We start from the raw sequence: 19,683 nt of genomic DNA on the forward strand, positions 1-19,683 counted from the left end.
CGGGCGGGCCGTGACGGAGGTCATGCCCCCCGGTTCCCGGGCCGTCACCGTCGGGCAACGGCCCGGCAACAGCCGACCGGCATCGTCGTGGCCGAGGAAGGGAGACAACCATGACGCTGTGGCGGATCCGGGCCACCGTTGACGACCGGCCGGGCTACCTGTCGGTGCTCACGGCGAGCCTCGCGTTGCGCGGGGTCAACATCCTCTCCGTGCAGGTGCACACCACCGAGGCGGGCGCGGTCGACGACTTCCTCGTCGACGCGCCCGACACGATCGACGCGGCGGCGCTGGTCGCCGCCGTGGAACGGGGCCGGGGCCGGGACTGCTGGGTGGCGCGCAGCGAGGCGCGGGGCCTGGTCGACCAGCCCACCCGGGTGCTCGGGCTGGCCACCCGGCTGGCGCGCGACCCGGAGGCGATCGGGGAGACGCTGCGGGCCCTGCTCGGCGCCGACGAGGTGACGTGGCGGTCCGCGCGGGTCAGCGGCGGCGTCGCCGGCACGACCATGGTCCTGCCGGATCCGGCCGGCGGGGCGTACGAGCTGCGTCGGGCGGCGCCGACCTTCACCCCGGCCGAGTACGCCCGGGCCCAGGCGCTCGCCGAGCTGGCGGCGACCGTGGCCCGCCGGGCCGCCGACGAGTGCACCGTCGTCCTGCCCGGCGGCGCCGAGCTGACGGTCCGGCCGGCGACCGTTGACGACCTGGCGGGCGTACAGGAGATGCACCGGCGCTGCTCCGCGCGCAGCCGGCAGCGCCGGTACCTCGGCGGGGCCACGCTGCCCGCGCCGGGGCGGCTGCGGCGGCTGCTGGAGCCGGCCCGGGGCCTGACCCTCGTCGCGACGACGACCGGTTCCGGCGAGGGGGCGGGGCCGGTCGTCGCGCTGGCGAACCTGCTCGCCGAGGGCGACGAGGCCGAGGTGGCGCTGCTGGTGCGCGACGACTGGCAGCGCAGGGGCCTGGGCACGGCCCTGCTGCGTCGGCTGGTCGGCCACGCCGAGCGGGCGGGCCTCGCGGCGCTGCTGCTGCACGTGCAGTCGGAGAACGGGCCGATGCTGCGTACCCTCGCCCGGCTCGCCCGACCCACGACGGCCGAGCGCGACGGGCCCGTGGTCACCATCACCGTGCCGCTCGCCGCTACCCCGGCTCCCGGGGTGGTGCCGGCCCAGCGCCGCTGACCGGGCCGCGCCGCCGTTCCCCGTTCTCGGGCCAGTGGGTGGGGCGTTCCCGGGTCAGCGGGGCAGCGGCCGGCCGGAGACGCAGAAGCGGTTGCCCTCGGTGTCGGCCAGCACGACGTACGGCGGCGCGCCCGGCTCGAGCGCCGCCGGGTAGTGCTGCCAGTCGACCCGGCGCGCCCCGAGCGCGACGAGGCGGTCCACCTCGCCGTCGAGGTCCCGGCCGCCGGCGGTCAGGTCCATGTGGACGCGGGGGAACTCCTCGACGGGGCTCTCGCTGAGGTCCAGCGCGAGGGCCGTGCCGGGGACGCCGGGCGGCGGCGCGAGCACGATCCAGTCGTCGCCGGGGAAGCGCGGCGGCTTCCGCTCGTAGCCCAGCGCGGCGGCCCAGAACCGGCCCGCCCGCTCGGGGTCGGACACGCCGAGGGAGATCTGCGCGAGCGTCGCCACTCCGCGACGGTACCGCAGGCGCGGGCGTCGAGCAGGTTGCCCCGAAACCTGTCGGTGACGGCCGGCCAGTGGGGTCGGGACGTGATCCACGCCTCTCCCGGCCTCGCCGACACCACCATGAGCAGCCACGGGTGGCTGACAGCGATGGCCCCACAGGCGCCAGCACGTCGCCGCCCCGTCGCTCCCGCGCACCTGCGCCACCGGTCGACCGGGGGCACGACGGTCACGATTGCTCGGCTGATCGACTCCATGTCGCCGACGTGGGGCGATCAGGCGCGGTGGAAGGCGTCATGCCGCCGACCTGGAGCACGGTCACCGGCTGATCCGCGGCGAATCCCGCGCCGCAGCGGGACCGCTCCCTGCGCCCTGGCGCGGTACGCTCGATACATCGTCGAGCATCCATGCGCTGGGGTGCTCGCGCGCTCGTGGCAACCCCCGTCACCCCACCACCACGTCCCGCCGGCCCCGGCCAGCGACGCCGGCCCCGCGTCCGGCCGGGCCCGCCGGGACTTCTCCCCGTCAGGAGCGTCCACATGCGCCACGCGATCCCGCCGTCCGAGTCGCCACGCCCCACCGGGGAGCGATCCCCCCGCCCCGCCGCCGAGCCGCCCCCGCGCGCCCGCCGCGCCCGGCCCCGGCCGCGCCGCCTGCTCGCCGCCGGCGCGGCCCTGGTGGCCGGCCTCGCCCTGACCGTCGCCGTCCCGCACCTCGCGCCCGCCTCGGCCGCGCCCGCCGTCAACCTGATGCCCCCGGAGAACGTGCCGCCCACCGTCCCCGGCACCCCGGTCGCGTCCGGGGTCACCCCCACCGGGCTCACGCTGACCTGGGCCGCCTCCACCGACACCGGGGGCAGCGGCCTGGCCGGATACGAGATCACCCAGGAGACGGTCGGCAGCGACGCGCTCAACCTGCACCGCAGCCTCACCAACACCCTGACCCTGACCTCGCTCGCGCCGGCCCGCAACTACCGGTTCTGGGTGCGCGCCCGCGACCACGCCAGCAACACCTCGGCGTCCTCGCCGGTGCTCGCGGTGGCCACCCCGGCCGGGACCGGCCCGGACGTCATCGGCCCCACCCCGCCCGGCGCGCCGACCGCCTCGGCCGTCGGCCCGAACGGGGCCACCCTCACCTGGGGGCCGTCCACCGATGACGTCGGGGTCGTCGGCTACCAGGTCTACCGAACGAGCTGGCCGGTGCACTCCGTCGTCGACACGGTCGCCGGCACCAGCCACGCGGTCACCGGGCTGAGCCCCGCCACCACGTACGCGTTCTACGTGATCGCGTTCGACGCCGCCGGCAACCCGTCCACCCCGTCGCCGGTCGTCACCGTGACCACCACCGGCACGCCCACCCCGACGCCGTCGCCGACCCTGCCCCCGCCGACGTGCCGGGTCGCCTACGCCACCAGCGACTGGGGCACCGGCTTCAGCGCGAACATCACCGTCACCAACACCGGCCCGACCGCGCTCGGCGCCTGGACCCTGGCGTTCACCTTCCCCGACGTCGGCCAGAAGGTGGCCCACGGCTGGTCGGCCACCATCACCCAGATCGGCACCGCCGTGCGGGCGTCGAACGTCTCCTACAACGGCACCCTGGCGCCGGGGGCGTCGACCGGCTTCGGCTTCACCGGCACCCACACCGGGGCCACCCCGAGGCCCGGCACCTTCACCCTCAACGGCGTCCCCTGCATCACCGTCTGACCCCGTCCACCCGAACGTGGCCGGTCACCGTTGCGTGCGGGCGGTGACCGGCCACGATCCTGGCGCCCCCGGCCTCCCGGGCGGTCGGCTGTCGAGCCGGGACCGCACGGGGACCCGCCGGGCCGCCGGGCCCTCATGCAGACTCGGTGCGCCGCCGGCCCGGGGCATGCTGTCCGTATGTTGCTGACCGTGGGGCACGGGGCCGCCGATCGGGGGCGGCTGGGGGAGTTGCTTGCCGGCGCCGGGGTGGCGCTGGTGGTGGACGTGCGGCGGTACCCGGCCAGCCGGAGCAACCCGGACGTGCGGCGGGAGGCGCTCGAAGGCTGGCTACCGGAGCGGGGCGTCGACTACCGCTGGGAGCCGCGCCTCGGCGGCCGCCGGCACATCCGCAAAGGGGACCGGAGCCGGACACCTGGTGGACGGTGGCGGCTCAGCCCGCACACGCCCGCTGCGGGAGCCCGCCGCCTACCCGACGGCCACCTCGTCTGGGACGGCTGAGTCAGTCGGACAGCTCGTCGGCGAGGAGGTCCATCAGCAGGCCGTCGTGCCAGCGGCCGTCCGCGCCGCGCTCGTAGCGGCGCAGCACGCCGACCGGGCGGAAACCGACCTTCGCGTACGCCCGGATCGCGGCGGTGTTGGCCGCGGCCGGGTCGACGGTCAGCCGGTGGTGGCCGTGGTCGTCGACGAGGTGCCGGGCCAGGGTGCGGACGGCGTCCCCGCCGAGCCCGCCGCCGTGCACCTCGGGGGCGAGGAAGATGTCCATGCCGGCGTGCCGGTATTCGGGGTCGCTCTCGGCGTACCACTGGATGGCGCCGACGACCCGGCCGGCGTGCTCGACGACGTGGATGGTCAGCGCCTCGTCGGCCAGGTCCGCGCGGATGGCGGCGGCCAGGTCGTCGTCGCCGCGCCACCAGCGCCGCACCTCCGGGGTGGCCCGGATCGCCGCCAGCGCGGGCACGTCGTCCTCCGTCGCCGGCCGCAGCGTGACCGCCTTGCCCCGCAGCACCGGCACCCGACTCAGCCCCGCCGCTCGCCGTGCTCGACGCAGACCGCCGACCAGCCCGCCGGCACGACCTGCACCTTCATCCGGCGGCGGCAGCGCGCGCAGAACCGGGGCGGCTCCAGCTCGCGCGCCGCCCAGCAGGCCGCGTGGTCGCCGGCGTCGGCCGCCTCCCCGCACCGGTCGCACCACGGCGGCGTCACGGTCGGCCCGGTGTTCGTCGGCGTCACGGCCTGCTCGGCGGTCATTGGCGGCTCGGCGGTCATCGGCGGCGGCGTCACAGGGTCGCCGACAGGGCCTTGACCGGCATCTTCAGTTCTTCGAGCAGCTTCAGGTCGTCGGTGGCCGAGCGCCCCAGCGTGGTCAGGTAGTTGCCGACGATGACCGCGTTGACCCCGCCGAGCAGGCCGTCCCGGGTGCCCAGGTCGCCGAGGGTGATCTCGCGTCCGCCCGCGTACCGGAGGATGGTGCGCGGCATCGCCAGCCGGAACGCGGCGATGGCCCGCAGCGCGTCCCTGCCCTCCACCACCGGCTGGTCGCCGAGCGGGGTGCCCGGGCGCGGGTTGAGGAAGTTCAGCGGCACCTCGTGCGGGTCCAGCTCGGCGAGCTGCGCGGCGAACTCGGCCCGCTGCTCCACCGTCTCGCCCAGGCCGAGGATGCCGCCGCAGCAGACCTCCATGCCGGACTCGCGGACCATCCGCAGCGTCTCCCAGCGCTCCTCCCAGGAGTGCGTGGTGACCACGTTCGGGAAGTAGGAGCGGCAGGTCTCCAGGTTGTGGTTGTAGCGGTGCACGCCCATGTCGACCAGCTCGTCGACCTGCTCCTGGGTGAGCATCCCGAGCGACGCGGCGACCTGGATGTCGACCTCCGCCTTGATGGCGGCCACGCCCTCGCGCATCTGCTTCATCAGCCGGGCGTCGGGGCCGCGCACGGCGGCCACGATGCAGAACTCGGTAGCCCCGGTCGCCGCCGTCTGCTTCGCCGCCTCCACCAGGGAGGGGATGTCCAGCCACACCGAGCGCACCGGCGAGGCGAACAGGCCGGACTGGGAGCAGAAGTGGCAGTCCTCCGGGCAGCCGCCGGTCTTCAGCGAGACGATGCCCTCGACCTCGACCTCCGGGCCGCACCAGCGCATCCGCACCTCGTGGGCGAGCTGGAGGGCGGCGGGGAGCTGCTCGTCCGGCAGGGTCAACACGGCGAGGACGCCGGCCTCGTCGAGGCCGACGCCGTTGCCCAGCACCTGGGTGCGGGCCTGGTCGAGGATCTCTGCCATGGCTCGTACCCTACAAGGCCACCCCGGCCCGCAGGAACGGCCGACACGCGGAGCCCGACCGACCCCCCTGCCCGACCCGGGCCACTCCGATCGCCCGGCCCCGGTGGCCCGCGTGCCGGGCCCGCGCCACGCCGGGTGGACCGCCGCTGGTGGTAACTTCGCCCGGCGGAGGCGGGCCGGGCGGCCGGATCGGCGGGACGTGGGGAGCGTGGCGGTGGCGGACTGGCTGGCAGGGCTGCACCGCCGCGCCGAGCTGCGGGCGAAGGCGGGGCTGACCCGCCGGCTGCGGCCCCGGGCCGCCGGCGACGCCGTGGTCGACCTGGCCGGCAACGACTACCTCGGCCTGGCCACCCACCCCGAGGTCACGGGCGCGGCGGCGCAGGCCCTCTCCGCGTACGGGCTGGGCGCGACCGGCTCGCGGCTGGTGCGCGGCTCCACCGACGCGCACCACGGGCTGGAGGCGGCCCTCGCCGACTGGCTCGGCACCGACGCCGGCCTGGTGTTCTCCTCCGGCTACCTGGCCAACCTGGGCGCGGTCCGGGCGCTGACGCAGCCGCGTACCCTGCTCGTCTCCGACGCCCACAACCACGCCTCGCTCATCGACGGCTGCCGGATCTCCGGCGCGGAGACCGTGGTCACCCCGCACGCCGACCCGGCGGCGGTGGCCCGCGCCCTCGCCGCCGCGCCCGGCCGCCCGGCCGTGGTGGTCACCGAGTCGGTCTTCTCCGTCGACGGCGACCTCGCCCCCCTCGCCGAACTGCACGCCGTGGCCCGCCGGCACGGGGCCCTGCTGCTGGTCGACGACGCGCACGCGCTCGGCGTGCTCGGCCCGGCCGGCGCGGGCGGGGTGGCCGCCGCCGGCCTGGCGGGCGCGCCCGACGTGGTGGTCACCGCCACCCTGTCCAAGGCGCTCGGCGGCGCGGGCGGCGTCGTCGCCGGCCCGGCCGAGTTCGTCCGGCACCTGGTGGAGACCAGCCGGACCTTCATCTTCGACACCGCCCCGCCGCCGGCCGTGGCCGCCGGGGTGCGCGCCGCGCTGCGCCTGGCCCGCGCCGGCGACGGCCTGCGCGCCGAGCTGGCCGACCGCGCCGACCGCGCCGTGGCCCGGCTGCGTGCCGCCGGGCTGGCCGTCTCCGCGCCGGACGCCGCCGTGGTGTCGGTGACCGCGCCCGGGCCCGAGGCGGCCACCGCCTGGGCCGCCGACTGCGCCGACAAGGGGGTGGCCGTCGGCTGCTTCCGCCCGCCGTCCACCCCGGACAGCCGGTCCCGGCTGCGGCTGACGATCAGCGTCGGGGTCGACCGGGCGGACTTCGAACGGGCCCTCGACGTGATCGTGGAATGCGCACCGGGGGAACGGGTGGAGGTGACGTCGTGAGCGCGGCGTGGACCGGGCCGGTGCTGGTCACCGGCACCGACACGGAGGTCGGCAAGACGGTGGTGACCGCGGCCGTGACGGCCGCCGCCCAGGCCGCCGGGCTGCGGGTCGCGGTGGTCAAGCCCGGACAGACCGGTACGGCCACCGGCGAGCCCGGCGACGTCGACACGGTGACCCGGCTGGCCGCCCCGCTCACCGGCCGGACGCTGGCCAGCTACCCCGACCCGCTCGCCCCGCTGGCCGCCGCGCGGGTGGCGGGGCTGGAGCCGCTGGAGCTGTACCAGGCCGTCGACGCGATCCGCGAGGAGGCCGACAAGCACGACCTGGTGCTGGTCGAGGGGGCCGGCGGGCTGCTCGTACCGATGGGGCTGCGCCCCTCGGGCGAGCCCTGGACGCTGGCCGACCTGGCGGTGGCGCTCGGCGCGCCGGCCGTCGTGGTGGCCCGCCCCGGCCTCGGCACCCTCAACCACACCGCGCTGACCCTGGAGGCCCTCGACCGGCGGGCCGTCCCGGCGGGGGTGGTGATCGGCGCCTGGCCGGCGGAGCCGGAGCTGGTGCACTGGGCCAACCTGACCGAGCTGCTGCCCCACCTGCTCGGCGCGCTGCCCGACGGCGCCGGGCGGATGGACCCGGGGGTGTTCCGCCGCTCCGCGCCCGGCTGGCTCACCCCCGCCCTGTACGGGGTGCTCGACGACTGGCGGGCCTGGGCCGAGGACGCGGGCTGACCTGACTTTCGTCGGTGCCCGGCCCCGCCGACCGTCGGTAGCCTGGCCGCCGTGCGGTGGGGACGGGGAGACGACGGGCGGCTGCTGCGGGAGGGGCTGCTCTGGGCGGCGCTCGCGGCCCCGATCGGCTACCCCCTGCTCACGCCCCCGTACGACCGCTCCCACCTGCTGCTCGTGCTGGCCTCGCTGCTGCTGCTCGCCGTCGCGGTGCGGCTGGCCGACCGCCGGCCGCTGCCCGGGCTGGTCCTCGTGGTGCTCGGCTCCCTGGTGAACGGCAACTTCGTCTTCGCCATCCCCGTCCTGAGCTACCTGACGGGACGGCGCAGCCCCGGGGCGGCCCCCGCCGCGGCGGTCTTCGGGCTGATCGCCGCCGGCGGCACCGCCCTGAACGTGGGGCTGCTCGACACCGGGGCCACCACCTGGTTCCTGCTCGCCTGCGTACTGCTGTTCGCCGGGGTGTTCCCGTGGCTGGTCGGCCGCTACCGGCGGCAGCAGCACGACCTCGCGGTGGCGGGGGAGCGGCACGCCGAGGCGGTGGCCCGGGAGCGGCGCGGCGTGGCCGAGCGGATCCGGCTGCGGGAACGGGCCCGGATCGCGCAGGAGATGCACGACTCCCTCGGTCACGAGCTGAGCCTGATCGCGCTGCGCGCCGCCGCCCTCGAACTCGCCGGCGACCTGCCGGAGCGGCACCGGGCGGCGGCCGGTGAGCTGCGCGGCAGCGTGGCGGCGGCCACCGAGCGGCTGCACGAGATCATCGGGGTGCTCCGGGAGGAGGGCGGCCCGGCGTCGACCCGTCCGGCGGGGGAGAGCGTCGCCGACCTGGTCGGCCGGGCCCGCGAGGCCGGGATGGCCGTACGGGTGGACGGCGACCCGCTCGACCTGCCCCCGCTCGCCGGGCACGCCGCGCACCGGGTGGTCCGGGAGGCGCTGACCAACGCGGCCCGGTACGCCCCCGGCGCCCCGGTCACCGTCACCCTGACCCGCCGCGCGGGCCGGCTGGACGTGGGCGTGGTCAACGCCCCGCCGCCGGCCGGCCCACTGCCCGGCCCGCCGTCCAGCGGCTCGGGCCTGCTCGCCCTCCGCGAACGGGTCCGCCTGGCCGGCGGCACGCTGCGCGCCGGGCCCCACCCGGACGGCGGCTTCGCCGTGCGGGCGAGCCTCCCGGTCGGCCGCCGCGCAGCCCCGTCGTTCGCCGGCGTCGCACCCGGTCACCCCGCGCCGTCGGACGTCGCCGATCCCGGGGAGCCTGTTTTTCCCGCGTGGAGTGCCGAGGCGTCGCCGGAGCCGGTGTGGGCGCTGCCCCGCCCGGGGGAGGCCGGGCGGGGTGAGGCGCTGTCCCACCCGGATGGGGTGCCGTCCCGCCCGGGGGAGGCCGAGCCGGGTGAGGGGCTGTCCCGCCCGGGGGAGGCCGAGCGGCGGCTGCGGCAGGCTCGCCGCCGGGTCCGGCGTAGCCTTGCCACGGCCCTCGGCGCCCCGCTCGTCCTCGCGCTGGTGCTCACCCTGGTCTACTACCCGTTCGCCACGGCGGGCGCGGTCCTCGACGCGGCGACGTTCGACCGGCTGCCCCTGGGCGCGCCCCGGCACGAGCTGACCGCCCTGCCGCGCCGCCAGGCGGAGCCGCCGACGGCCGGGGGTCGCCCCGACTGCGAGTACTACACCGACGGCAACTTCCCGTTCGCGCAGGCCAGCTGGCGGCTCTGCTTCTCCGACGGGCGACTGGCCAGCAAGGAGCGGATCGACGGATGACCGAGCGGTGGGACGACGCGACGGAAGGTGCCCGGCCCGTACGGGTGGTGCTGGCCGACGACGAGGCGATGATCCGGGCGGGGGTCCGGGCGATCCTCGGCGCCGACCCCGCGATCGAGGTCGTCGGGGAGGCCGGCGACGGCGCGGCGGCCGTCGAGCTGGTCCGGGCGCACCGGCCGGACGTGGCGCTGCTGGACATCCGGATGCCCCGCCTCGACGGGCTCGCCGCCGCCGCCGAGATCCGCCGGCTCGCGCCGGACACGGCGACGGTCATGCTCACCACGTTCGGCGAGGACGACCACGTCACCCGGGCGCTCGGGCACGGCGTCAGCGGCTTCCTGCTCAAGGCCGGCGATCCCCGGGAGCTGATCGCCGGGGTGCGGGCGGTGGCCGGCGGCGGGGCGTACCTGTCGCCGCCGGTCGCCCGGCGGGTGATCGAGCTGAACGGCGCCCGGCTGGCCCGCCGCCCGGCGGCGCGGGACCGCACCGCCGGGCTGACCGACCGGGAACGCGAGGTGCTGGCCCTGGTCGGCGCGGGCCTGTCCAACGCCGAGATCGCCCGCCGCCTGCACCTCGTGGAGGGCACCGTGAAGAGCTACCTGACCAGCATCTTCACCCGCCTGGAGGTGCGCAACCGGGTGCAGGCCGCGATCCTCGCCCATGAGGCCGGCCTCGTCGACGGGTAAATGCCTCGCGGTGAGAGGGGCACCCTTCTCTACCGTATGCGTTAAGAAGGTGCCCCTCCTTGCACCTCAGGCGTCGCGGTGGCGGAGGGCGGCGCGGGCGGCGACCAGGGCGGCGGCCGTCCAGCCGGCGAGCAGCAGCAGCCCCACCACCGGCGGGTACGGGTCGGTGTCCCCGGCCAGGAAGTGCGCCCCGGCCACGCCGGGGAAGCCGTCGGCGATCCGGGTCAGCGCGGTGATGCCCGGCTCCTGGAGCGACAGCGGCACTATCATCAGCAGCGCGAGCAGGACGATCACCGTGAGCACGGGGCTGCGCAGCACCGCGCCGAGGCCCAGCGCCAGCACCCCGACCAGCGCCAGGTAGGCCGCCGACGCGGCGACGTCCCGGGCCGTGCCGCCGAGCGGCGCCTCCCCCCACTCGCCGAGCACCACCGCGGCGACCAGAGCGCCGACGCCGCCGAGCAGCAGCCCGAGCGCGTAGGTCACCGCCCCGGTCACCGCGGCCTTGGCCAGCAGTACGCGCCCGCGCGACGGGGTGCAGCGCAGGGTGGTCCGCAGCGTGCCGGTGCCGAACTCGGCGGTCATGGCGAGCAGCCCGAGGGCGAGCACGGCGTACTGGGTGAGCTCCAGGGAGTCGATCACGACGCTGCCGACGGTGACGGTGCCCGGGTCGTCGGCGGGGTCGTCGTTGGTGTTGGCGTTGACGGCGTAGATGGCGAGCTGGAGGTTGGTGACCGCGGTGAGCAGCACCGCCGCGAGCATCGTCCACCAGGTGGAGCGGACGGACCAGAGCTTGGTCCACTCGGCGGCGACGGCCCCGGCCAGGGGGCCGGTGGTCGGCGGGGCGGGACGGTCTGCGGTGCGGGGGTCTGCGGTGCGGGTCTGCGCGCTCATCGGGCCTCGATCCGGTGCGGGGTGGGGGAGGTGCGGCCGGCGGCGTACTCGACGCTGCCGTCGGTCAGGGCCATGAACGCCTGCTCCAGCGACGCCGTGACCGGGGTCAGCTCGTGCAGCCGCACCCCCAGTTCGTGCGCGAGGTCACCGACCCGCTCGGCGGTGAGGCCGGTGACGGTCAGCGCGTCCGGCCCGTCGACGGTGACGGTGGCCGCGTCGGCGCTCAGCCGCTCCGCCAGCGCGGTCAGGTCGCCGGGCCGGGGGCTGCGGACCCGTACGGAGGCGGCGGAGCTGCCCGCGATCACCTCGGCGGTGGGCGCGTCGGTGATCAGCCGGCCCCGGCCGATCACCACGAGGTGGTCGGCGGTCTGCTGCATCTCGCTCATCAGGTGGCTGGAGACGAGCACGGTCCGCCCCTGCGCGGCGAGCGACCGGGTGAGCTGCCGGATCCAGCGCACCCCGTCGGGGTCGAGGCCGTTGACCGGCTCGTCGAAGAGCAGGACCGGCGGGTCGCCGAGCAGCGCCCCGGCGATGCCGAGCCGCTGCCCCATGCCGAGGGAGAGGGCCCGGCCGGGCTTGGCGGCGGCCCGGTCGTCGAGGCCGACGAGGCCGAGCACCTCCTCGACGCGGCGGGCCGGGATGCCGTTGCTGCGCGCGGTGGCCAGCAGGTGGGCCCGCCCGGAGCGGGCCGGGTGGATCGCCCCGGCGTCCAGCAGGGCGCCGACGGTGTGCAGGGGGTGCCGCAGCTCCCGGTACGCCCGTCCGGCGACGAGCGCCCGCCCGGCGGTGGGCCGGTCCAGGCCGAGGATCATCCGCATGGTGGTGGACTTGCCCGCGCCGTTCGGGCCGAGGAAGCCGGTGACCCGGCCGGGGGTGACGTCGACGGTCAGGTCGTCGACGGCGGTGGTCGCGCCGAATCGTTTCGTCAGGCCACGTAGTGTGATCACGGGTCGACGGTAGGGATCCGGGTGGCCCGCCCGCCGCCGCCGAAGGGCGCCGACCACCCCCGACCTTCGTCAGGGCCGGGCGACCACGAAGGTGTCCGGCATCCGGAAGGTGAGGTTGTCGGGGCACCAGGGCGGCCGGACGACGCGCACCCCGTCGAGCAGGTCGGCGGCCTCGGCGACCACCACGGCCGCCTCGAGCCGGGCGAGCTGGTCACCGACGCAGCGGTGCGCGCCCGCCCCGAACGCCAGGTGCCGGCGGGAGCCGCGCTGGCCGGGCCGGAACTCGGCGGGCGCGGCGACCACCTCCGGGTCGCGGCCGGCGCGGGCCAGCCAGGCCACGACGCTGGTGCCGGCCGGCACGGCGGTGTCGCCGAGGGCGGTGTCCACGGCGGCGACCCGCCGCCAGGTGACGATCGGCGGCTCCAGCCGCAGCCCCTCCTCGACCACGTCGGCGACGGCGACGCTGCCGTCGCGCAGCCCGGCGCGCACCGCCGGCTCGCCGTGCAGGCGGTGCAGCAGCAGGGTGAGGAACTGCGAGGTGGTCTCCTGGCCGGCGACGAGCAGGAAGAACAGCGCGCCGACGACCACGTCGGGGGAGTGGCCGGCGGCGCGCAGCCGGGCGGCGAGCCCGCCCCCGGTGGCCGCGAACGCCCGCAGCACCCGGTGGAAGCGGCCCACCTCCTCGGCGAGCGCCGCCTGCCGGTCGGCGTCGAGCGGGGCCCAGAACAGCTCCAGGGCCGCGCGGGCGAACTCCTTCACCGCGCCGACCGGGGCGTCCGGCAGCTCGACGAGCCGGGCCAGGGTCAGCAGCGGCAGGTCCGCGGCGAGCCCGGCGTGCAGGTCGACGGGTACCCCCGCGTCGAGCGCCGCCCGCAGCCGGGCGACCCGCTCGCGGACCAGGCCGGTCAGCCAGGGCCGCTGGGCGGCGACCCGGGCCGGGTGCAGGGCGTCGGCGACGACGCCCCGGATCGCCGGGTGGCTGGCCCCGCCGTTGTTCGCCAGCGTCGGCGGGAGGCGGAAGCGGTGCCCGGCGAGGACCCGCAGGGCGGCCACCGGGATCGGGGTGACCGCGTCGAGGGCGTTGTCCGGCCGGAAGGTCGCCGGGTCGGCGAGCACCCGCCGCACCAGGGCGTGCCGGGTCACCACCAGGTGCGGCACGCCGACGTGGTCGACGACCGTCGCGACGTCCGGCCACGGCCCGCCGACGGCGGCGTCGTCCCAGCCCCGGAAGAGCACGCCGACACGCTAGCGGGCGGCCCCGGGCGGCGCGGGGTCCAACTCCCACACGGTGGTCTGTTTCACCCGCACGCTCTCCAGCGCCTCGGGGACGGGGACCTCGTAGGCGGCCAGCTCGTGGAACCGCTCGCGGGGCAGGAACGCCCGCCCCGGGTCGCCGACCAGCACCCGGGCGCCGGCGCGGGCGGCCCGGAGCAGGAAGCGCAGCATCCGCCGGGCCATCGCCTCGCTGTAGAAGACGTCGCCTGCCAGCACCACCTCGGCGTCGCCGGCGTCGGCGTCGAGGACGTCGCCGAGTTCGGCGAAGACGCGTACCCCGTTGGCCTCGGCGTTGAGCGCGACGGCGGCCACCGCGCGTTCGTCGACCTCGACGGCGCGCACGGCCGCCGCGCCCGCGCGGGCGGCGGCGATGGCGACGAGCCCGGAGCCGGAGGCGAGGTCGAGCACGCGGCGGCCGGCGACCGTCTCGGGGTGGTCGGTGACGTACCGGGCGAGCGCCTGCCCGCCGGCCCAGGCGAACGCCCAGAACGGCGGCGGCTGCGAGCTGCGGAACTCGCCCTCGGTCAGCTCCCACAGCCCGATCGGCTCGTCGGCCTGGTGCAGCCGGACCTCGGGGACGAAGGCCACCGGGGCGAGCCGCGCGTGCAGCTTCACGAAGGCCGAGGAGAGATCGGGCACCCGCTGATTGTCCCCGCCCGCCGCGCCCCGCCACGGCCGGGGCGGCAACGCTTTACACAAATGGCCCTCTTGTAAAACGCCGTGATGCGTGCCACAGTCGGGGAGCACCCGAGAGATCGGAGAACGGCGATGTCTGCTGCTGTGCAGGCCACGATCCCGCCGGCCGCCTGGCGGGACTCCCGCAAGCCGTTCTGGCCGCTCGCGCTGCTGGTCCCGGGGCTGCCCTTCATGGCCTGGCTGCTGTGGCGCGACGTGGCCGGCGGGTGGGTCTGGTGGCTCCCCGTGGTCGCGGTCTTCGTCATGATCCCGGTGGTCGACCTGCTCGTCGGCGACAGCGTGACCAACCCGCCGGACGAGGCGGTGCCCCGCCTGAGCGGGGACGGCTACTACCGCTGGCTCACCTACCTCTACCTGCCGGCCCAGTACGGCGGCCTGGCGCTCGGCTGCGCGGTGTGGGTCTCGGGGAGGCTGGACGCGGTCGGCGCGGCCGGCCTGGTCGTCACCCTCGCCATCGTCGACGGCATCGCCATCAACACCGCGCACGAGCTGGGTCACAAGCGGGAGAGGGTGGAGCGGTGGCTGTCCAAGGTGGCGCTCGCCCCGACCGGCTACGGGCACTTCCACGTCGAGCACAACCGGGGTCACCACGTCCGGGTCGCCACCTCCGAGGACCCGGCCAGCTCCCGGCTCGGGGAGAGCTTCTACGCCTTCTGGCCGCGTACCGTCCGGGGCAGCCTGCGCTCGGCCTGGCGGCTGGAGACCGCCCGGTTCCGCATCCGGGGCCGCAGCCCGTGGACGCCGCGCAACGACGTCCTCAACGCGTGGGCGATGACTTTGGTGCTGTTCGGCGTGCTGGTCGCGGTGTTCGGGCCGGCGGTGCTGCCGCTGCTGGTGCTCCAGGCGATCCTCGGGTTCTCGCTGCTCGAGGTGGTCAACTACCTGGAGCACTACGGCCTGGCCCGGCAGCGCAACGCCGCCGGCCGGTACGAGAAGGTCGACCCACGGCACAGCTGGAACAGCGACCGTACGGTCACCAACATCTTCCTCTTCCAGCTCCAGCGGCACAGCGACCACCACGCCAACCCGCTGCGTCGGTACCAGGCCCTGCGCAGCTTCGACTCCTCGCCGCAGCTCCCCGCCGGGTACGCCACGATGATCGTGGTCGCGCTGGTGCCGCCGCTCTGGCGGCGGGTGATGGACCGCCGGGTGCTGGCCCACTACGGCGGCGACCTGGAGCTGGCCAACGTCCACCCGCCGGCCCGGGCCCGACTGCGCAGGCGTCTGCGCCTCGACGGGGCACCCGCGCCGGCACCGACCCCCCGCTGACCCGCCGTTCCTCTCTGGGGGAGGCTCGGGGCCGCGGGTTCGTCCCTGACGGCCGCCCGTTCCTCCCCGATGAGGGTCGGGGCCGTCAGCCGACGCTGTCCGGCTGCGGCTGACGCGGCGGCTGCTCAGCCCGGCGGGAGCGCTCCTGCGCCGGGGCCGACCAGTCGAGCTGGGCCGGCTCCAGGCCGAGCTCCCGGGCGGCGACCAGCCGGATCCACTCGGTGGACTGCCGGCGGGGGATCACCCGCTCGTGCACCGCGAGCTGCACCGCGAGCCCGTCCATCACGGCGTTGATCCGCCAGGCGGCGCCGACCGGGTCCGGGCAGTCGAAGGTGCCCTCGCGCACCCCGTCGCTGATGATGGCGGCGAGGTCCTCCCGCCGGCGCAGGTCCAGCCGGCGGGAGAGCTTCTCCACCTCGGGGGCGCGCAGCGACTCCGACCAGCCGTCGATCCACAGCGACCAGGAGGCCGACCGGCCGGTGGGGGTGTGGAGCTTGATCAGCCTGCGGAGCTTGACCAGGGGCGGCGCGGAGGACCGGACGACGGCGTCGAGCCGGGCGAGGTCCTGTTCCACCGCGTAGGCGTAGGCCTGGGCGAGGAGTCGTTCCTTCGTGGCGAAATGGTAGAAGACCAACGCCTGGCTGACGCCGGCGGCCTGGGCGACGTCGGCCGTGCGGGTGTTGGCCAGCCCCCGTTCCGCGATCACGTCACAGGCCGTGCGCAACAGGGCATCCAGGCGGATCTCGGCGGCACGTCTCGTCACGTCGCTACCGTAACCTATCCGTTCGTGCACAAACAGTTACCGCTCCGGTTGATTCGCCCCGGAAGAGTCGGAAGAAGGACACTCTTCCCCCTTGTCGAATATATCCAGAGCTGCTCCCACCCAGCCCCCTAGGAAGCTCACGCCCTGTGCCCCCGACCACCACCGCCACCACCAACACCCCGGCCCCGCTGGACGGGCGGGTCGAGGGAACCAGTGGGCGTGCGACGCTGTTGGAGCCCTGATCCGTGGATCTGTGCCCGGGGTGGCGAGTGTGGCGGGTGGCGGTAGACGGCCGGCGGCGGGTGGGGCGGGGACGCGCCGGGGTGGGCCCCGATTTGGCAAGGGTTGCCGGGCTCGGCTAAAGTTCTCATCCGTCACCGGGAAACACCGGGGGCACGCGGACGTAGCGCAGCTGGTAGCGCATCACCTTGCCAAGGTGAGGGTCGCGGGTTCGAATCCCGTCGTCCGCTCGGAGCTGCCGCCACGTAATTCGGGGGCAACCTCGGTGGAGTGGCCGAGAGGCGAGGCAACGGCCTGCAAAGCCGTGTACACGGGTTCAAATCCCGTCTCCACCTCGGCAGTTGACGAGGGCGATTGGCGCAGTGGGAGCGCGCTTCCTTGACACGGAAGAGGTCACTGGTTCAAACCCAGTATCGCCCACCAGGAGAACGGCCCGGCACCTCATGGTGCCGGGCCGTTTCGCATCCGGACCCTCGATCGGGCACGCCGGGCGGGGCCGGGGAGCCGTCGTGGGACGGGGGAACCCGCGGGCGTGGCGGTCGCGCGTGTCGCCCTACAGCGGCGGGGCGACGTCCCGGCGCTCCTCGACCCGGCGGTACTCCACCGGCTCGGCGGTGGTGACCACCTCGCGGCGGCGGCCCCAGACCAGGGTGGTCATGACGAGGCCGAGCAGGCCGGCGGCCATCAGGATCCAGCCGACGACGTCGAGGTTCACGCCGCCGATGCTGGCGTCGAGCGCGAACGTGAGGATCGCGCCGACCGCGATCAGGAAGATGCTCGTTCCGATACCCACGACAGCCTCCTTCGGGGGATGCAGTGTGCTGTCGAGTGGGTTCAGTACCCCGCCGACGAGCCGGGTAATCGGGCGGGCTCGCGATGCGGCGTGGCGCGGCGGTCGCCGGTGTGGGCCCCGCCGGAGCGCCCGGCGATTGGGGTATGGTGCCGATACTGCCGTAAACGGACATTGGAGCATTAAGTGATGGAAACTCGCAATAGTCGCGAGCCGGCTCGGGAGGCGGGGGCGGGGCGGGAGTACCGCCCGCCGCGCGTCCAGCGCCTCGGCACCCTCGCCGAACTCACCCGGGGCGGCACGCTGCCCATCGGTGACGGCGTGGGTGGCAGCGGGGCCTCCATCTGACGGCCGCGCGCCGCCCGATGCTGCGCCTGCGCCGCGCGTCCCGCTGGTTCGGACGGCACCCGGTCTTCACCGGGCTCGACCTCGACGTGCCGGCGGGAACGCGGCTCCTCGTGACCGGGGGCAACGGCTCCGGCAAGACGACCCTCCTGCGTTGCCTCGCGGGCGCGCTGTCGCTGACCGCCGGGGAGGCCACGGTCGCCGGCCACCGGGCCGGCTCCCCACCGGCCCGCCGGGCGCTGTCGGCCTGCCTCAACCCCGAGCAGGGGTTGTACGACAAGCTCTCCGGGCACGACAACCTGCTGCTCGTGGCCCGGCTGCGGGCGGGGGGCGGCCGGGCCGCCGCGCGGGCCGTCGGGCAGGTGCAGGACGAGTTCGAGATCGGGCCGTACGCGGACATGCCGGTGGAACGCTGCTCGGCCGGGATGCGGGCCCGGGTGACGGTGGCCCGCGCCCTGCTCGGCGACCCGGCGGTGCTGGTCCTCGACGAGCCCGGCCGCTCCCTCGACGACGGGGCGCGGGCGCTGCTGTGGGCGGCGCTCGACCGCCGGCCCGGGCTGACCTGCGTGCTGGTGTCGCACCATCGGGAGGACCGTCAGCGGTGCCAGCGGACCCTCACCTTTCCGGTGTGGCGGTGACCGCCGGGCTGACGGGCGACGACCTCGCCCGACCGGCCGCCGCGACGGGCGGAACCGGGCACGGTCGCCGGTCACCGGGCGGGCTCCCCGGTGCCCCACCCGCCGCGACCGGGGCCGCCGCCGCGACCGGGGCCGCCGCCGCGACCGGGGCCGCCGCCGCGACCGGGGCCGCCGCCGCGAGCGGGGCCGCCACCGCGCCGGGCGGCGCGCGGCCGGTCGCCGTGTTGCGCGCACTCGTGGCCCGCGACCTCGCCGAGCGCCGTCGCCTGGTGCCGCCGCTGGCGCTCGACCTGGCGTTCGGCGTCGTCAACCTGGCCGTGTTCCTGCTCGTCTCCCGGGTGCTCACCGTCCCGGACGGTGCTCTGGGCCGCTCGGCCAGCTACTTCGACTTCGTGGCGGTCGGCGTCACGTTCATGCTCGTCGTGCAGGCGGCCACCGGCCAGGTGACCGCCCGGGTGGGCCAGGAGCAGCGGGACGGCACCCTGGAGATGCTGGTGACCCAGCCCGTACCGGGTTGGCTGCTCGCCCTGGGGCTGGCCGGCTACCCCTTCCTGCTCGCCCTGCTGCGCGCCGGGGTCTACCTGGCCGTGCTCGGCCTGGCGTTCGGCCTGGACGTCGGCCGGGCGAGCTGGGCGGGCGTGGCCTTGGTGCTGGTGGTCGCGGCGGCGGCGATGCTCGCCCTCGGCGTCGGGCTGATGGCGTTCACCGTGGCGTTCGGCCGGGGTGACCTGGTGGCCCGGCTGCTGCTGGTCGGGCTCTCGTTCGTCTCCGGCACGTACTTCCCGGTGGCGGCGCTCCCGTTGCCGGGCTGGGCGACGGCCGCGCTGCCCAGCCGGATCGCCCTCGACGGCCTCCGGCACGCCCTGACCGGCGGGTCGTGGGTCGGGGACCTGCTCGTCCTGCTCGGCGGCGCGGCGCTGCTGCTGCCGCTGTCGCTCTGGCTGTTCGACCTGTCGCTGCGCCTGGCCCGCCGCCGGGGCACGCTGAACCGATGCTGAGGTGACGATGGGCTGGCTCACCGCGTACGACCTGGCGACCGGGCTCGTGCAGGGGACGGACCCGGGGGCGGTCGACGTGCCGGTGCCGGCCGCCGACCGGACGACGACCCCGCTGGCCGCCCTGGAGGCGGCGGTGCTGCCCGCGTTGCGCCGCCCGCCCTGCGTGGTCAGTTTCTCCGGCGGGCTGGACTCCTCGCTGGTCCTCGCGGTCGCCGTCCGGGTCGCCCGCCGCGAGGGGCTGCCCGACCCGGTGCCGGTCACCTGGCGCTTCCGCGACGCGCCCCGGGCGGACGAGTCGGCCTGGCAGGACGAGGTGGTCCGGGCGTTGGGCGTCGGCGGCACCTGGCAGGTGCTCACCGCGGGCGACGACCTCGACCTCGTCGGGCCGGTCGCCCGGCGGTTCCTGCGCCGGTACGGCGTGCTGCACCCGCTGAACCTGCACCTGCACCTGCCGATCGTGGAGCTGGCGGCCGGGGGCGCGCTGCTCACCGGGGTGGGCGGGGACCAGGTCCTGGCCGGGTGGCGGCGCCCGACGCCCGGCTCCGCGCGGGCGTACCTGCGGGACGCGGTCGGGCGGGCCCGGGCGCGGCTGCGTGCCCGGCCGGCGGCCTCGGAGCTCTTCCCCTGGCTGCGGCCCGCCGTGGCCGAGGAGGTCCTGCGGACGCACCGCGCGGAGCGGCGCGCCGAGCCGGACCGGCTGGCCGACC

General features: G+C 76.4%; 22 protein-coding genes and 3 tRNA genes. 15 read left to right on the top strand and 10 right to left on the bottom strand.

Annotation, left to right across the window (positions count from 1 at the left end; all coding sequences use genetic code 11):
* The first annotated feature begins 110 nt into the window (after window positions 1-110).
* On the top strand, window positions 111-1,172 hold the full coding sequence (locus LPU43_RS16410; RefSeq protein ID WP_229401301.1) for a GNAT family N-acetyltransferase: 1,062 nt from the start codon (window positions 111-113) through the stop codon (window positions 1,170-1,172).
* Between the two features lie 54 nt (window positions 1,173-1,226).
* Here LPU43_RS16410 and LPU43_RS16415 read toward each other — a convergent pair whose 3' ends face one another.
* Window positions 1,227-1,619 carry a VOC family protein gene (locus tag LPU43_RS16415; protein ID WP_229401302.1) on the bottom strand — a complete coding sequence of 131 codons (393 nt, stop codon included), beginning with the start codon at window positions 1,617-1,619 and terminating at the stop codon, window positions 1,227-1,229.
* Window positions 1,620-2,152: 533 nt separating this feature from the next.
* Here LPU43_RS16415 and LPU43_RS16420 point away from each other — a divergent pair.
* Window positions 2,153-3,319 carry a cellulose binding domain-containing protein gene (locus tag LPU43_RS16420; RefSeq protein ID WP_229401303.1) on the top strand — a complete coding sequence of 389 codons (1,167 nt, stop codon included), beginning with the start codon at window positions 2,153-2,155 and terminating at the stop codon, window positions 3,317-3,319.
* Between the two features lie 177 nt (window positions 3,320-3,496).
* Window positions 3,497-3,817, top strand: a complete 321-nt coding sequence (locus LPU43_RS16425; RefSeq protein WP_229401304.1) for a DUF488 domain-containing protein — start codon at window positions 3,497-3,499, stop codon at window positions 3,815-3,817.
* Between the two features lies 1 nt (window position 3,818).
* Here LPU43_RS16425 and LPU43_RS16430 read toward each other — a convergent pair whose 3' ends face one another.
* From LPU43_RS16430 to bioB, 3 genes are read right to left on the bottom strand one after another with little or no spacing between them, the layout of a single operon-like run.
* The gene (locus LPU43_RS16430) at window positions 3,819-4,325 is read right to left on the bottom strand and encodes a GNAT family N-acetyltransferase (RefSeq protein WP_229401407.1); all 507 of its coding nucleotides are present in this window, start codon (window positions 4,323-4,325) and stop codon (window positions 3,819-3,821) included.
* An 11-nt stretch (window positions 4,326-4,336) separates the two neighbouring features.
* Entirely contained in the window at window positions 4,337-4,585 is a 249-nt protein-coding gene (gene bsaP / locus LPU43_RS16435) for a biotin synthase auxiliary protein BsaP (RefSeq protein WP_373321726.1), read from the bottom strand.
* A gap of 11 nt (window positions 4,586-4,596) precedes the next feature.
* A complete protein-coding gene (gene bioB, locus LPU43_RS16440; protein ID WP_229401305.1) occupies window positions 4,597-5,592 on the bottom strand; it encodes a biotin synthase BioB in 996 nt (331 codons plus the stop codon).
* 214 nt (window positions 5,593-5,806) lie between these two features.
* Between bioB and LPU43_RS16445 the strand changes: the two genes are divergently transcribed.
* Genes LPU43_RS16445 through LPU43_RS16460 form a run of 4 tightly spaced genes read left to right on the top strand, consistent with a single transcriptional unit; the run spans window position 5,807 to window position 10,124 of the window.
* The gene (locus LPU43_RS16445; protein WP_229401306.1) at window positions 5,807-6,967 is read left to right on the top strand and encodes an 8-amino-7-oxononanoate synthase; all 1,161 of its coding nucleotides are present in this window, start codon (window positions 5,807-5,809) and stop codon (window positions 6,965-6,967) included.
* A complete protein-coding gene (bioD, locus tag LPU43_RS16450; protein ID WP_229401307.1) occupies window positions 6,931-7,692 on the top strand; it encodes a dethiobiotin synthase in 762 nt (253 codons plus the stop codon). Before LPU43_RS16445 ends, bioD begins: the two co-directional genes overlap by 37 nt.
* A 51-nt stretch (window positions 7,693-7,743) precedes the next feature.
* Window positions 7,744-9,438 carry a sensor histidine kinase gene (locus LPU43_RS16455; protein ID WP_229401308.1) on the top strand — a complete coding sequence of 565 codons (1,695 nt, stop codon included), beginning with the start codon at window positions 7,744-7,746 and terminating at the stop codon, window positions 9,436-9,438.
* Window positions 9,435-10,124 (top strand): response regulator, encoded by a 690-nt coding sequence (locus LPU43_RS16460; RefSeq protein WP_229401309.1) that lies wholly within the window; start codon window positions 9,435-9,437, stop codon window positions 10,122-10,124. The genes LPU43_RS16455 and LPU43_RS16460 overlap by 4 nt, the downstream gene beginning before the upstream one ends.
* A 66-nt stretch (window positions 10,125-10,190) precedes the next feature.
* Here LPU43_RS16460 and LPU43_RS16465 read toward each other — a convergent pair whose 3' ends face one another.
* The 4 genes from LPU43_RS16465 to LPU43_RS16480 form a co-directional block, all read right to left on the bottom strand.
* Window positions 10,191-11,015, bottom strand: a complete 825-nt coding sequence (locus LPU43_RS16465; RefSeq protein WP_229401310.1) for an ABC transporter permease — start codon at window positions 11,013-11,015, stop codon at window positions 10,191-10,193.
* On the bottom strand, window positions 11,012-11,962 hold the full coding sequence (locus LPU43_RS16470; RefSeq protein WP_229401311.1) for an ATP-binding cassette domain-containing protein: 951 nt from the start codon (window positions 11,960-11,962) through the stop codon (window positions 11,012-11,014). The genes LPU43_RS16465 and LPU43_RS16470 overlap by 4 nt, the downstream gene beginning before the upstream one ends.
* 69 nt (window positions 11,963-12,031) lie before the next feature.
* Complete coding sequence (locus tag LPU43_RS16475) at window positions 12,032-13,198, bottom strand: cytochrome P450 (protein WP_229401312.1); 1,167 nt, start codon at window positions 13,196-13,198, stop codon at window positions 12,032-12,034.
* A gap of 9 nt (window positions 13,199-13,207) precedes the next feature.
* Window positions 13,208-13,876: a class I SAM-dependent methyltransferase gene (locus LPU43_RS16480; RefSeq protein ID WP_229401313.1), complete on the bottom strand. Its 669-nt coding sequence runs from the start codon at window positions 13,874-13,876 to the stop codon at window positions 13,208-13,210.
* Window positions 13,877-14,005: 129 nt separating this feature from the next.
* On the opposite strand from LPU43_RS16480, the gene LPU43_RS16485 reads away from it, so the two are divergent.
* Window positions 14,006-15,202: an alkane 1-monooxygenase gene (locus LPU43_RS16485; RefSeq protein ID WP_229401314.1), complete on the top strand. Its 1,197-nt coding sequence runs from the start codon at window positions 14,006-14,008 to the stop codon at window positions 15,200-15,202.
* An 85-nt stretch (window positions 15,203-15,287) separates the two neighbouring features.
* Here LPU43_RS16485 and LPU43_RS16490 read toward each other — a convergent pair whose 3' ends face one another.
* Window positions 15,288-15,965, bottom strand: a complete 678-nt coding sequence (locus LPU43_RS16490; RefSeq protein ID WP_229401315.1) for a TetR/AcrR family transcriptional regulator — start codon at window positions 15,963-15,965, stop codon at window positions 15,288-15,290.
* A gap of 397 nt (window positions 15,966-16,362) precedes the next feature.
* On the opposite strand from LPU43_RS16490, the gene LPU43_RS16495 reads away from it, so the two are divergent.
* The 3 genes from LPU43_RS16495 to LPU43_RS16505 all read left to right on the top strand — a co-directional run bounded on the left by LPU43_RS16495 (window position 16,363) and on the right by LPU43_RS16505 (window position 16,628).
* A tRNA-Gly gene (locus LPU43_RS16495) sits at window positions 16,363-16,435 on the top strand.
* A gap of 34 nt (window positions 16,436-16,469) precedes the next feature.
* Window positions 16,470-16,540: transfer RNA gene (locus tag LPU43_RS16500), tRNA-Cys, on the top strand.
* Between the two features lie 13 nt (window positions 16,541-16,553).
* Window positions 16,554-16,628, top strand: a tRNA-Val gene (locus LPU43_RS16505).
* Between the two features lie 130 nt (window positions 16,629-16,758).
* On the opposite strand, the gene LPU43_RS16510 is transcribed toward LPU43_RS16505, so the two are convergent.
* Window positions 16,759-16,998: a DUF6458 family protein gene (locus tag LPU43_RS16510; protein ID WP_229401316.1), complete on the bottom strand. Its 240-nt coding sequence runs from the start codon at window positions 16,996-16,998 to the stop codon at window positions 16,759-16,761.
* Between the two features lie 186 nt (window positions 16,999-17,184).
* On the opposite strand from LPU43_RS16510, the gene LPU43_RS16515 reads away from it, so the two are divergent.
* The 4 genes from LPU43_RS16515 to LPU43_RS16530 all read left to right on the top strand — a co-directional run.
* Window positions 17,185-17,343, top strand: coding sequence for a lasso RiPP family leader peptide-containing protein (locus LPU43_RS16515; protein WP_229401317.1), 159 nt, complete (start codon window positions 17,185-17,187; stop codon window positions 17,341-17,343).
* Between the two features lie 17 nt (window positions 17,344-17,360).
* Window positions 17,361-17,978 carry an ABC transporter ATP-binding protein gene (locus LPU43_RS16520; RefSeq protein WP_229401318.1) on the top strand — a complete coding sequence of 206 codons (618 nt, stop codon included), beginning with the start codon at window positions 17,361-17,363 and terminating at the stop codon, window positions 17,976-17,978.
* Window positions 17,975-18,976: an ABC transporter permease gene (locus LPU43_RS16525; RefSeq protein WP_229401319.1), complete on the top strand. Its 1,002-nt coding sequence runs from the start codon at window positions 17,975-17,977 to the stop codon at window positions 18,974-18,976. The genes LPU43_RS16520 and LPU43_RS16525 overlap by 4 nt, the downstream gene beginning before the upstream one ends.
* Window positions 18,977-18,983: 7 nt before the next feature.
* Window positions 18,984-19,683 (top strand): asparagine synthase-related protein (locus LPU43_RS16530; protein ID WP_229401409.1); only part of this gene is annotated, 700 nt, incomplete at its 3' end.

This window comes from Micromonospora okii (assembly GCF_020884795.1).
Lineage (GTDB): Bacteria > Actinomycetota > Actinomycetes > Mycobacteriales > Micromonosporaceae > Micromonospora > Micromonospora okii.